Annotated in this window: 8 protein-coding genes; 5 read left to right on the top strand and 3 right to left on the bottom strand. The window is 57.8% G+C overall.

Annotated elements, in window-relative coordinates; translation table 11 throughout:
• Positions 1–105 precede the first annotated feature (105 nt).
• On the bottom strand, positions 106–612 hold the full coding sequence (locus tag ACJJV2_RS07430) for an OsmC family protein (RefSeq protein ID WP_405279550.1): 507 nt from the start codon (positions 610–612) through the stop codon (positions 106–108).
• 159 nt (positions 613–771) lie between these two features.
• On the opposite strand from ACJJV2_RS07430, the gene ACJJV2_RS07425 reads away from it, so the two are divergent.
• Complete coding sequence (locus tag ACJJV2_RS07425) at positions 772–1,869, top strand: hypothetical protein (protein ID WP_405279548.1); 1,098 nt, start codon at positions 772–774, stop codon at positions 1,867–1,869.
• A 230-nt stretch (positions 1,870–2,099) separates the two neighbouring features.
• Here ACJJV2_RS07425 and ACJJV2_RS07420 read toward each other — a convergent pair whose 3' ends face one another.
• Positions 2,100–3,575: an AAA family ATPase gene (locus ACJJV2_RS07420; protein ID WP_405279545.1), complete on the bottom strand. Its 1,476-nt coding sequence runs from the start codon at positions 3,573–3,575 to the stop codon at positions 2,100–2,102.
• A gap of 1,158 nt (positions 3,576–4,733) precedes the next feature.
• Positions 4,734–6,389, bottom strand: coding sequence for a sigma-54 interaction domain-containing protein (locus tag ACJJV2_RS07415; protein ID WP_405279542.1), 1,656 nt, complete (start codon positions 6,387–6,389; stop codon positions 4,734–4,736).
• A gap of 454 nt (positions 6,390–6,843) precedes the next feature.
• Between ACJJV2_RS07415 and speB the strand changes: the two genes are divergently transcribed.
• The 4 genes from speB to ACJJV2_RS07395 all read left to right on the top strand — a co-directional run bounded on the left by speB (position 6,844) and on the right by ACJJV2_RS07395 (position 12,788).
• On the top strand, positions 6,844–7,794 hold the full coding sequence (gene speB, locus ACJJV2_RS07410; RefSeq protein ID WP_054556970.1) for an agmatinase: 951 nt from the start codon (positions 6,844–6,846) through the stop codon (positions 7,792–7,794).
• Between the two features lie 340 nt (positions 7,795–8,134).
• Positions 8,135–9,451 carry a YjiH family protein gene (locus ACJJV2_RS07405; RefSeq protein WP_405279538.1) on the top strand — a complete coding sequence of 439 codons (1,317 nt, stop codon included), beginning with the start codon at positions 8,135–8,137 and terminating at the stop codon, positions 9,449–9,451.
• A gap of 75 nt (positions 9,452–9,526) precedes the next feature.
• Entirely contained in the window at positions 9,527–11,212 is a 1,686-nt protein-coding gene (locus ACJJV2_RS07400; protein WP_405279535.1) for a 5-guanidino-2-oxopentanoate decarboxylase, read from the top strand.
• 118 nt (positions 11,213–11,330) lie between these two features.
• Positions 11,331–12,788 carry an aldehyde dehydrogenase family protein gene (locus ACJJV2_RS07395; RefSeq protein WP_405280715.1) on the top strand — a complete coding sequence of 486 codons (1,458 nt, stop codon included), beginning with the start codon at positions 11,331–11,333 and terminating at the stop codon, positions 12,786–12,788.
• Positions 12,789–12,876 lie beyond the last annotated feature (88 nt).

Below are 12,876 nucleotides of genomic sequence, written 5' to 3'. Positions count from 1 at the left end.
GCTGAGTCTTTAGAGAGATGCTGAAACCAAAAAAGGCCACCAGATTGCTCTGGTGGCCTTTTGGGTTCTGACACGGTCAGTCCGACGCGGGCTGAGGGCTACCCATCACTGATGGGTGATCACCGCCTCACAGCTGACCGGAAAATTCAGCGAATTGGCGATGAAGCACAGCGCATGCGCCCGATGGTGCAGCTCATGGGCGAGCGCGATATCGTCACCGGCGGCCAGCGTGATCTCGGGGCGCAGCACGATGGAGGTGAAGCGTCCCGCCTCACCCTGGTTCTCTGTCTGAGTCTTGTCATCAGCGGCGGGCGCGCCTTCCTGCATCGTGCCCTCGGCGTGGTCGTGATAGCTCATGACACGAATGCCGGCCTCAGCACACAGGTGCAGATACCACAGCTTGTGGCAGGCCGAGACGGAGGCCACCAGCATGTCTTCCGGATTCCAGCGGCCAGCGTCGCCCCGAAAGGCGGGGTCGGCGGAGCCTTCCAGGCTCGGCTTGCCACTGACGCGGGCCACGAAATCACGCTCATAGGCGGTGTAATGGCGGGTGCCATCACCGCGATTGCCGGTCCACTCAAGTTCAACCGAATACTGGTGTCGTCTGGACATCATTGTCTGCTGCTCTCTCACAAGGGAAACCGCGTGCGCCGCATGACGCGCAGTCTGATACTTCTGCCTGATTAGGTATCTGAACAGCGTCAGCACGCAAGAAGTCACCGTAGGCCGATGATAGGATTGAATCGATCGCACTCTGACAGGATGTCACGCATGGCGTTTGCCGTAACACGCTCCTTTGGGGCAATTCCCGGGCTGGCCGCCGCCGCCCTGACGCTCGGACTGGGCCTGAGCCTGGGCTTGTGTCTCATTACTCCCGGTGCCTCGGCACGCGCCGAAGCCGCACAGTTTCGCCCCACGCCCAAGGTCATCAATACGCTGAGCAGTACCTACGGCTTCGTCATCGCCCAGGACATCACGCTGTCACGCATCGCCGACGAGTTTCCCGGCCTCGCGCCGGATACCGAACTGGCCTCCGCCTACTTCAAGAATGCCTTCCCGAATATCACCCATCGTCTGGCGGAAAACCTCGCCACCCTGATGGGCAAGGACCACGCGCGAGAAGTACTGGATGGCATCCGCCGTCAGATAAAGAAGGAACTGGATTCCCAGCTGACCACCGACAAGCTGACCAGCGACTTCGCGGCCCGCTTCATCGAGGCCATTCATCTGCGCGCCCAGGGGGAATACCTGCCCTCGCCGTTCAAGGAATTCCTGCTGGCAACCAAATATCAGATCGAGCCGGTATACGAGCTGTACGACGGCTATTTCCAGGAATTCCACACCAAGGGCCACGGCAAGTCACTGGGCATCAACCTGGCGCTGCATCTGCCCGCCTCATGGTCTGCCGCCGAGGGGCGCCTGCCGCATATCGTGCAGAAATGGCAGAGTCAGGCGGGTACCGGCACCGACATGATCATCCTCGAGATCTATGACCTGCATGGCGACACCGTCAGCGACGCGCAGCTCAAGGTAATGGCCGCCACGGACCAATTGGCGCAGTGGGCGCCCATCAACAGTCAGATGCTCGACTCCGGCCTGACCCGAGTGGATCACCGTCAGGTCTACTGGTTCGATATCGCCATGACACAGCGACACCAGGGCACGCCCATCACCTCGCAGACCCGCGAATACGGCCTCTTCCTCGACGACAAGCTGATCCGCCTGCACTGCACCAGCTACCACCCCACCGCCGACGGCACCACCTACGCCAAAGCCAAGACAGACCTCGCCGTCGATGAAGGCTTCAGCGAGATCAAGCCGTTATGCCAAGGGGTGATGGGGAGTTTGGTGGTGATGGAAATAAATTAGCACCGCCATATATAAAAAATCATATAAGAAATAAAATTTCTTCGTTATCAAAAAAATAGATACATGGCTATCTGCGAAAATTATTAAAATGCTCTATCTGCTTGCAAAACCCATATTAATGATAAATATATTTAGACTTAACATCTAGAGAGATAGCTCCCACTAGGAGCTTTCCGTAAAACTTAGCCCAGATATAGCTCGCCAATATCAATTGGCGAGCTATAAGTTATCTAGAACATCCTAACAATTCGATTGGTTAACGAATCCGTATTAACCTTTTTATATATAACCCCACAAACCTCTCTTAAAAACTCTTTTTCACTAACATTATTACTTGCTACGCTTGCCACCATCAGGCTCCAAAGCTTTTTTCCCTTATTGTCAGTTTTGCCATCTTGGTATTTTGTAATCACATCATCTAGCGACTCTTTCCTGAAAAACCTATCATTCAACTCTCTAAACAAAGTTGTATCAACGCTTTCTATTAAATTTGAATGCAAGTATTTCTCAAGACTAGGCACGGGAAGAAATGTTACATTAAGCCTGGCAACAATACTATCGTTAGACTTACTCTTTTCAAATTCCTCAACTACATCACCATCTAAAACAGAGATAATTTTTGTAGCTTTGCTGGCTAAGTTAGAATCGTAAATCTCCCTATGAAGCCTAATAGTGTTCCTCCAGTCTCCACAAGGTAATATATGATATAGCTTCCCACTATAAAGATTTTCAGAATTTATCACTTCATCAATAACAAATTTAGCCAGTTCATCTTCACACAATATCAAGAAGTCGTAACTATCTTGATTATAGAGAAATCTCGTTGCATAAGCAGGATAGCATGGGTTAATCACTTCAATAGTTCTATCTGGCAAAGTCTGAAGATAATATATACTATCGGCACCAATACCACGTAATAGCTCAGTTGAATGAGTAGAAAAGTATACGGCGAGATTATACTCTCTTGATATAGACTTCAGGAAATCAAGTAACCTACTGATAGCCACAGGATGTAACGCAAGCTCAACTTCATCAATAAGTATAAATGACTTGTTATCTGTGCCCTTTCGTTTTTGCTGAAAAATCTTATTATTCAAAAAATGTAACAGGCTCAAAAGCAGATTTTCTCCAGTGCTGAGCCAGTACTGACTTAGCATTGTATCTGGGTAGTGCATAAAATAAGGTACTGTTTCAAAGCCAAGCTCAGAAGCTACTTGTCTATTTCTAACTTTTCTAATAATAGGGTAAACACTCTTCTTGCCATGCAAAATATAATTGAAGTTAGTGTTTATAAAATCATCAGCATCGACTAGATGCTCTTCACTAACACTATCTGACAGTTGTAAAGATTCAAGAGTAGAATCGGAGAAACGTGTACCATGAATAATACTACCCTCAATAAAACCATCGATCCTTATATCTTTAGAAGACTTACCTTTAACTTTCCATCTTGCACCTGCCTCCTCCTTCTCCCAGTAATCTGATTTACCTTCATAAAAATAATTAACCTTGGATGTATTACCACATCTACCGAAAAGATCATTTAATAATGCAGGCCTAAAAGGCACTGCCAGCAAGGCCATAATAGTGCTTTTCCCTACACCATTAGTACCTGCAATAGCGTACAACCCTTGCTCGATAGGTATCTCTAAACTAAAGTTTTTGATGCTTTTAACATTTTCGATCTCTACTTTGAGAAATTCCATATTCCCCTCACTATTTGTCATTTAAATTAAACACACTTACCACACCCCAAAATAATCGATGCTATTTAGAGCAGACATACATAACAAGAAAATGTAGCCAGTCACTACGCTATTACCCGTGCAACTTTATGTATTCAGATTTCAGCAAATGCACTGTCACTTGCACATCATTGCGCGCTAGTAGCGTCTTGAGAAGATATATTATAAAACAAAGACGATTTAGTATAACTTAATATTAAAGTGAATTGACACATTAATATTCATCAAAAGACATCAAAGCTTCTACCTTATCAATTGCAGAATTTTATTAATAAAAATAGTACAAACAAAAATATTCATAACCCCAACCTAATTATCGAAAGTTAACACAGATTATTAAAACGAGAGCTGTAACATCATTAGAGATATAAAGCTAGTTGCCGGGTACCGTTCCAGATAGCTTTCCAGCTTGAGGTTATTATTTTAATAATTATTGTCGCATGATGCTAGGCCTTAACGAGGCGTAGGGAAGTTTGCGATATTCTTGACGTTGATTGAGACGGAAGATGTATTACTCGTTCACGAGGAATGTCTTTGCGGGCTTGTACTATGGAATCAGACTGAAAAGTAGCACATTGATTTTAACCATTACCCGTGTCCCCCATTAAGTAAGTATACTGAGCGAAGAAATTCATAGCAAGGCATGAAGAAGACTCGTACAGTTACTCCCAAGCCTACAAGAATGAGGCTCAGACGCTTGCCGACCTCATCGGTATTAGTGCCGCCGCCCGAGAGCTGGGGCTGCAGCCCAGGCCGCCTGCCGGTAGCGTCCACAGTGTTGATCAATCTGTACTCGCGTAATGTTATCGACTGGGCGATAAGTGAATGAATGACCGGTAACGCCTTAAAGATGGCCCTATGGTGACGAGAGATACTGAAAATGTGATTGCCCCGCTCAGATCGCGGCAGCCAATTTTGCTCATCCCTATATCGGTCGTTGTTGACCCACTGCGATCTCCAGCGCAGCATGAGCGTCAAGGGAAAGGGCTTTGACAATGCCTGTGCCATCAGGGTGATTGGCCCACAGGCCTTAGAAATCCGAATGAGCTCTTAGATTGGTGTCCATGGATACTGGGCAATATCAGTCTATTATCTATGGCGGATACAGATGCAAAGGATTCAATCCTTCAATCTTTTCATCTTCCTCACCACTGTCGGCTGACTCATCCCTGTCCTCTTCGCTATTGCATAGGTACTGGGCAATTCCGCAGCCATCTCACGTAGCCATTGTGCTTCAATACGTGCCAGGCCTTCCTTGAGGGTTTCGTTGGGGCCGAGTTTGGGTACTGTCATGGCTACCGCCCCCTCAGCGGCAGGCTCTGAGAGAGAATTGGAACTATAAGAGTTATCGGCAGTGGTAAAACTATCATTAACGCCTATTCCATTAGATTTTGCATTACTGAAGCCAAATGAATTGCCTAGTCCATTAGCGTTATTCGTGGAACAAGTGTTGAGCAGTGTTTTCACTGAGTCGCTGTCGATGACATCACTGGGGGCGCTGAGCCAGGCGCGTTCCAGCCAGTTTTCCAGTTCGCGGATATTGCCGAGCCAGTCCTGGCGCATGAGGATGGGCCATAACGAGGCGTCGAGGAGTTTGCGGCGACCGTGGCGTTGATTGAGGCGGGAGAGGTGTTGCTCGATCAGGGCGGGAATGTCTTCGTGGCGTTCGCGCAGCGGCGGCAGGCTGACGGGGAGCACATTGATGCGGTAGTAGAGGTCGAGGCGGAACTGGCCCTGCTCCACGCGGGCAGCGAGGTCTTGATTGGTGGCGACGACCAGGCGGAAGTCGGCGCGGCGGGTGGTGGTGTCGCCCAGGCGGGTGATCATCCCGTCCTGAATCACCTTGAGCAGCTTGGTCTGGGTGGCCAGCGGCAGCTCACCGATTTCATCGAGGAACAGGGTGCCGCCTTCGGCCTGCTCCATCAGGCCCGCCTTGCCACGGTTGCCCGCGCCGGTGAAGGCACCGGCCTGATAGCCGAACATCTCGGACTCGAACAGGCTCTCGGGGATGGCGCCGCAGTTCACCTCGATGAAGGGGCCGTCGGCGCGTTGGCTCCAGCGGTGCAGCTGATGGGCGAAGGCCGTCTTGCCGACCCCGGATTCGCCCAGCATCAATACCGTGGCGTTGGTGGGCGCGACCCGCTTGAGCAGCAACGCTATCTCGCGCATCACGGGGCTTCTGACTTGCAGCTCGCCCAGCTCCAGCGCGGCGTCTTCGCACTCGGCCTGCTCGCGCGCTGATTGTTCACGTTGCCGCTGTTCAGCCTGGCTCTGTGCATATTGCTCCGTGGCCTGGACTGATTGCCCTGCCCCCGCCGTTGCCCGATCGCCCTCTGCCTGACTGACGCCACTCAGCTCGCCACCGCGTGAGTTACGGCGCAGGTGATCACTGAAGCGCTGCTGGAGCACCGCGTACTCCTGCTGCAGCAGCTGGATATCGGTGAGATCCATCGAACGGCTGACCACGCACTCGAGCTTGCCCGCGACGAACACCGGATGCGCCTGCGCCACCACCCGCCGCCCGGTGGCGGTGAGCTGCATCATCTGCAGCGTGCGCCCCGTACGCAGCACCTCCAGGCTGATGGAGGGCTTGAGCACGCCGCTGGCTTCCAGCTCATGCACGTTGGCGGCACACAACTCCTCGCGGGTCATGCCATAGACCGCCGCGGCGCCGGGGCTGACATCCATCACCTGGCCATCCGCATTGACCACGAAGTAGTGATCGTGAGCGGTGTCGATGATGGTCTTGAGAATCTGACGGTCGAGCTCTGACATGGCGGGCACCTCATGGTCGCGCCTGTGAATCGGGCGGGGCTTTCCAGCAGGTCTTTCTAGCAGGTCTTTCTAGCAGGTCTTTCTAGCAGTTCTTTCCAGCGCTTCTTTCTATCAGTACTTTCCAGCAGGTCTTTCCTGCTGGTCTTTCTCGCACTGCGCTTGAAGACACTCTCGATGATGCCCGAATGTGATCCACAAATGAATCAGCGATCCATTTTTGAATCATTATCAGTGCACGAGTGATCCATAAATGAATCACTTAGCGACCACGCTCAAATAAAAATCAATAAAATCAATGGACTAAAAATTGGCATGGTTACTGCAATGCTGGGGTATGCGCCAAGGAAGATCGCCGGCCTTCATGACACCGTCCGGCCGAGCGATCAGGCGAAAAATCACAATACCCCGCTCGCCGTCACGTCAGCGCGAGCGACTCAAGACCCTGGAGAGACAGATGAGCGAGTTCAATCAGCCGCTGGGCGGCAACGACATGCCACGTTTCGGCGGCCCGGCCACCATGATGCGTCTGCCGGCTCAGGAAACCGCGGAAGGCCTGGACGCCGCCTTCATCGGCATTCCGCTGGACATCGGTACCTCCAACCGTCCGGGCGCACGTCTCGGCCCGCGTCAGATCCGTGATGAATCGCGCATGCTGCGCCCCTACAACATGGCCACCCGCGCCGCGCCCTTCGACAGCCTGCAGGTGGCGGACATCGGCGATGTGCCGATCAACACCTTCCACCTGCCCAAGAGCATGGACATCATCGAGCAGTTCTACGATGAGGTGCTGCGCCACGACTGCGTGCCGCTGACGCTGGGCGGCGATCACACCGTCACCCTGCCGGTGCTGCGCGCCATCGCCAAGAAGCACGGTCCGGTCGGCCTGATCCACATCGATGCCCACGCCGACGTCAACGACCACATGTTCGGCGAGCCCATCGCCCACGGCACACCGATTCGTCGCGCCCAGGAAGAAGGCCTGCTCGACAGCAATCGCGTGGTGCAGATCGGCCTGCGTGGCACCGGCTACTCCGCCGATGATTTCGACTGGTGCCGCCAGCAGGGCTTCCGTGTCGAGACCGCCGAGATGTGCTGGTTCAAGTCACTCGCCCCGCTGATGGCCGAAGTGCGCGACATGATGGGCGACCGCCCGGTGTACATCACCTTCGACATCGATGGCCTGGACCCCTCCGTCGCCCCCGGCACCGGCACCGTGGAAGCCGGCGGTCTGACCATGCCGCAGGGCATGGAAATCGTGCGCGGCGCGCGTGGCCTCAACATCGTCGGCGGTGACCTGATGGAAGTCTCCCCGCCCTACGACACCAGCGGCAACACCGCGCTGATGGGCGCGACCCTGCTCTACGAGATGCTCTGCGTACTGCCGGGCGTGCAACAGCGCGACTGAGCCACGAACGACCCACGAATGACCCGCTGTCCTGCTGCACCCGCGCCGGGGGCCCGTCCCGCCCTCGGCGCACACAGAATCACCCGGCACGATACGGCATGATGCATCACACAATGCTCGGCTAGAGCCTGACCATTACAACAAGATCTAGGTGACCCGAATGACAACCAGCATCGACTCCGCGGCGGACCATACGCCGCCCCGCGCTATTTCTGACTCTGTCTCAAATTCCGTATCAAGTTCTGGCTCTGGTGCTGAACAAGCTGAGACCGCCAAGCCACAGAAGGCGCAGAAAGACCTCATCGCCACCCGCCCCGTGCCGCTCACGGCCAGGGGGCTGATGAAATTCCTGGTGCCGTCACTGCTCGGCGTCAGCTTCTTTCTGGTGCCGTTCAGTGTCGGCGACACCATCAACATCGGCATGGGCCTGATGGCCGATTGGCTCAAGGCCACGCTCGGCAGCGCCTTGCCCGCCATCGCCGTCGCGGTGCTGTGTCTGTCGGTGATCCTCACCGGCTTCGTCAAGCTCGCCAAGCCGGCCTGGGCACGTCAGGGCGCGGCACACGAGCTGTTCGATGTCTCGCCGGTGTGGTTTGCCATGCGTGCCCTCGGCGCCATCTTCGCGTTGATGACCTACTTCCAGTGGGGGCCGACCCAGGTCACCGCGGCCTTCACCGGTGGCGTGATGCTCAATGATCTCGCGCCGGTGCTGCTGACCTTCTTCTTCTTCGCGGCCATTCTGCTGCCGCTGCTGGTCGACTTCGGCTTCATGGAATTCATCGGCAGCCTGGTGCGTCGTCCGTTCCGCGCCATCTTCAATCTGCCCGGGCGCAGCGCCATCGATGCCACCGCCTCGTGGATGGGTTCCGGCACCGTCGGCGTGCTGATCACCACCCAGCAGTACGAGCAGGGCTTCTACAGCAAGCGTGAAGCGGCAGTGATCGCCACCAACTTCTCGGTGGTCTCGATCGCCTTCGCGTTGCTGGTCACCAGCTTCATGAACATCAACCACCTGTTCGTGCCCTTCTATCTGACCGTCGTCATCGCGGGCCTGATCGCCGCCGTCATCGTGCCGCGTCTGCCGCCGCTGTCACGCAAGCGTGATGACTACCACGAGCCAGTCGGCTGCCAGATCAGTGAAGAGAACCAGAGCGACTGTGGCGTGCTGCGCTACTCACTCGGCATGGCGGTCGCGCGCGCCGAACATGCGCCGGACCCGCTCAAGCTGGTGAAATCGGCCGGCTTCAACGTGGCGGACATCTTCCTCGGCCTGCTGCCGGTGGTGATCGCCATCGGCACCGTGGCGCTGATGCTGGCCGAGTTCACGCCGGTGTTCACCTGGCTCTCCTACCCGATGATTCCGCTGCTGGAACTGCTGCAGATTCCTCACGCGGCAGAGGCAGCCCCGGCGACGCTGGTCGGCTTTGCCGACATGTTCCTGCCGGCGGTGCTGGCCAAGGACATCGACAGCGAACTGACGCGCTTCGTGATCGCCTGCCTGTCGCTGACCCAGTTGATCTACATGTCCGAGATCGGTGCCCTGCTGCTCAAGTCGAAGATTCCGCTCAAGATCTGGGAACTGGTGGCCATCTTCGTGCTGCGCACGCTGATCACCCTGCCGATCATCGCCGGTATCGCGCATCTGTTCGTGTTCTGAGCCAAGCGGGCACTCAACTTGTTTCTCATCTCATACGGGAGCACCACGGTGCTCCCGTCATTGGAATAACCTGCCATGACATGTGCTGAACTCCTGATCCGACTGCTGCGTGACACCTACAGCGTCGACACCGTCTTCGGTATTCCCGGCGTGCATACCGTCGAGCTCTACCGTGGCCTGGAGCCGGATGCCGATCCCGCCGCGCGCAGCATTCGCCACGTCACCCCGCGCCATGAACAAGGCGCCGGCTTCATGGCCGATGGCTATGCCCGTAGCACCGGCAAGCCCGGGGTGTGCTTCATCATCACCGGCCCGGGGATGACCAACATCACCACCGCGATGGGCCAGGCGCTGGCCGACTCCATCCCGATGCTGGTGATCTCCAGCGTCAATCGCACCGACACCCTCGGCCGTGGCCAGGGGCGTCTGCACGAGCTGCCCAGCCAGCAGCAGCTGGTGTCGGGCGTGGCGCGCTTCAGCCACACGCTGCTTGACCCGGCCGCGCTGCCGGAAGTGCTGGCCCGCGCCTTCGCGCTGTTCGAGGGTGCCCGCCCCGGCCCCGTGCATATCGAGATTCCCATCGACCTGTTCAATGCCGAGATCCCACCGCCCGCCGGTCGCACCACGCATGACTTCACGCGCCCGCGCATCGGCCGACTCGCGCCGGACCCGGCCCTGCTCGATGAGGCCGTGAGCCTGCTGCAGGGCGCCGAGCGTCCGCTGGTGCTGCTGGGCGGTGGCTGTGTCGCTGCGCCAAAAGCGGCCCGCCAGCTGGTGGAGGCGCTCGATGCCCCCACCGTCACCACCATCAATGCCAAGGGTCTGCTGGGCGGCGCCCACCCGCTGGATCTCGGTGCCAACGCCGCGCTGCCTGCGGTACGTGAACTGGCGCGCGACGCCGATGTGGTGCTGGCGATCGGCACCGAACTTGGCGAGACCGACTACGACGTGGTGTTCGATGATGGCTTCGTGATCGGTGGCCAGCTGATCCGCATCGATATCGACCCCGAACAGCTGGCGCGCAACCAGCGGGCGACACTCGCCATCGTCGCCGACGCCGGCCTGGCGCTGGAGACCCTCGCCGCGCGTGTTGCTGATGGCCTGGGCGAAACCTATGACAAGCCGGCCGAGACGGCTGACGCAGAGGCAGGCAAGACACGCGGCGCGCAGATCACCGCCGCCACGCTCGAGGCCCTCGCACTGCCGACTGACCCGGCCTTCGCACCCTACGTGCCGCTGTTCGACACCCTCAAGCAAGCGCTGCCGGAGGCGATCTGGGTCGGCGATTCCTGCGCGACCGTCTACGCCGCCAATCATCTGCTCAGCCAGCCGGCACCGCGCCGCTACTTCAATGCCTCCACCGGCTACGGCACGCTCGGCTATGGCCTGCCTGCCGCGATGGGCGCGACCCTGGGCCGCCCGGACCTGCCGGTGATCGCGCTGGTCGGCGATGGCGGCATCATGTTCACGCTGTCCGAACTCGCCTGCGCAGTGGAAGAACAGCTGCCGGTGGTGATCGTGCTGTGGCATAACCAGGGCTATGAAGAGATTCGCCGCTTCATGGACAACGCCGGCGTCACGCGCCTGGGCGTCGACATCAAGGCCCCCGACTTCCAGCTGCTCGCCCAGGGCTTCGGCTGCGCCGCCGTGGCGATCGACTCCCCCAGTGAGCTGGCGACAGCGATCAGCGAGCGCGACGCAAGCGCCCCGCTGCTGGTGGAAATTGATGCGGCAGGATGGCAGCGCTCAATCGCCGGCTGAGTCCGGCTAGGCGCAGCGCATCATTCTCACGAACAATGCCCGCCTGTGACCCTGAGGTGGCAGGCGGCAAGGAACTCACATGCCAGAAATGTCCAAGCCAACAATGTCCATGCCAACAATGTCCATGCACAAGCTCGATCATCAGTTCATCAACAACGAGTGGATCAAGTCCCACGGCGAGCGTCGTCTGGCGGTCACCAATCCCTGCGAGGAGACCGTCATCGCCGAGGTGACGGCAGGTGATGCGCGTGATGTACAGGCCGCCGTCGCGGCCGCCGCCGAGGCCTTCGAGGGTTGGCAGGCACTGAGTGGCGCCGAGCGTGCGGTCTATCTGGAGGCCTTCGCCGAGGGGCTGACCTCACGCCGGGAAGCGCTGGTGGAGATGTCGTGTCGCAACAACGGCAAGATTCGCGCCGAGGCAGAGATCGATCTCGATGACGCCATCGGCTGCTACCGCTATTACGCCGCCCAGGCACGCGCGCTGGATGCGCGTCAGGGCGCGGAAGTCGCGCATGATGTCGAAGGCTTTGCCGCGCGCACCTATCACGAGCCGGCAGGCGTGGTGGGACTGATCACGCCGTGGAACTTCCCGCTGGTCACCAGCGCCTGGAAGGTCGCGCCGGCCCTCGCCGCGGGCTGCACCTTGGTGATCAAGCCATCTGAAGTGACGCCGCTGCAGGAGCAGGTGATGGCCGAGATCGCGCTGGAAGCCGGACTGCCGGCGGGCGTGTTCAACCTGCTGCACGGCGATGGCGAGGGCATCGGCGCGCCGCTGACCCGTCATCCGCGCATCGACAAGATCTCCTTCACCGGCAGCAATGTGGTCGGCGAGAAGGTCATGCAGGCCGCGGCCTGTGGCACGCGCGGCGTCTCTCTCGAGCTTGGCGGCAAGTCGCCGATCATCGTGCTCGACGATGCCGACGTCGAGGAAGCCGCCGACTGGGTGATGGCGGGCATCTACTTCAATGCCGGTCAGATCTGCTCTGCCACCTCGCGCCTGCTGGTGCACGAGGCCATCGCCGATGAGCTGCACGCCGCACTGGCCAGCCGCATCGATGCACTGGTGCTGGGTGACCCGCTGGACGCCGCGGCCCAGATGGGCCCGATGACCAGTGCCCGTCAGCGCGACACCGTGCTGAGCTATCTGAACGTGGCGCGCGAGGAAGGCCTGACGGCGCTGCGCGATGGCACCCATCGCAGCCTGCCGAGCAAGGGCTACTTCGTGGCGCCGACGCTTTACACCGATGTGCCGGTGACAAGCCGTCTGTGGCGTGAGGAGATCTTCGGGCCGGTGCTGTGCTCGCGCCGCGTGGCCGATGAGGGCGAGGCGATCCGCCTCGCCAATGACTGTGATTTCGGGCTGGTGGCCACGGTGGTCAGCAGCGATGCCAGGCGCGCCCAGCAGATCGGCCGTCGCCTGCGCGCCGGGGTGGTGTGGTACAACAGCGAGCAGCTACCGCTGGTGCAGGCCAGCTGGGGCGGCTTCAAGCGCAGCGGCATCGGTCGTGAGCTGGGCCCCTGGGGCCTGGCGGGCTATCTGGAGGTCAAGCACATCATCGGCCCAGCACTTGATTGAACGTATTGACTGAGCATCTTGTGTGACCAGATAAGAAAACGCCCCGCCTCGGTGATTGCCGAGGCGGGGCGTTTTCGTTTACGGCTCT

The organism is Cobetia sp. Ld8, from assembly GCF_045066615.1.
GTDB lineage: Bacteria > Pseudomonadota > Gammaproteobacteria > Pseudomonadales > Halomonadaceae > Cobetia > Cobetia amphilecti.
The sequence above is the reverse complement of the archived record's forward strand: the minus strand, read 5'-3'. Positions and strand labels throughout refer to the sequence as shown.

Coding starts and splice junctions, on each gene's coding strand:
- ACJJV2_RS07430 (WP_405279550.1), bottom strand. CDS start 612: ATGTCCAGACGACACCAGTATTCGGTTGAACTTGAGTGGACCGGCAAT.
- ACJJV2_RS07425 (WP_405279548.1), top strand. CDS start 772: ATGGCGTTTGCCGTAACACGCTCCTTTGGGGCAATTCCCGGGCTGGCC.
- ACJJV2_RS07420 (WP_405279545.1), bottom strand. CDS start 3,575: ATGGAATTTCTCAAAGTAGAGATCGAAAATGTTAAAAGCATCAAAAAC.
- ACJJV2_RS07415 (WP_405279542.1), bottom strand. CDS start 6,389: ATGTCAGAGCTCGACCGTCAGATTCTCAAGACCATCATCGACACCGCT.
- speB (WP_054556970.1), top strand. CDS start 6,844: ATGAGCGAGTTCAATCAGCCGCTGGGCGGCAACGACATGCCACGTTTC.
- ACJJV2_RS07405 (WP_405279538.1), top strand. CDS start 8,135: ATGAAATTCCTGGTGCCGTCACTGCTCGGCGTCAGCTTCTTTCTGGTG.
- ACJJV2_RS07400 (WP_405279535.1), top strand. CDS start 9,527: ATGACATGTGCTGAACTCCTGATCCGACTGCTGCGTGACACCTACAGC.
- ACJJV2_RS07395 (WP_405280715.1), top strand. CDS start 11,331: ATGTCCATGCACAAGCTCGATCATCAGTTCATCAACAACGAGTGGATC.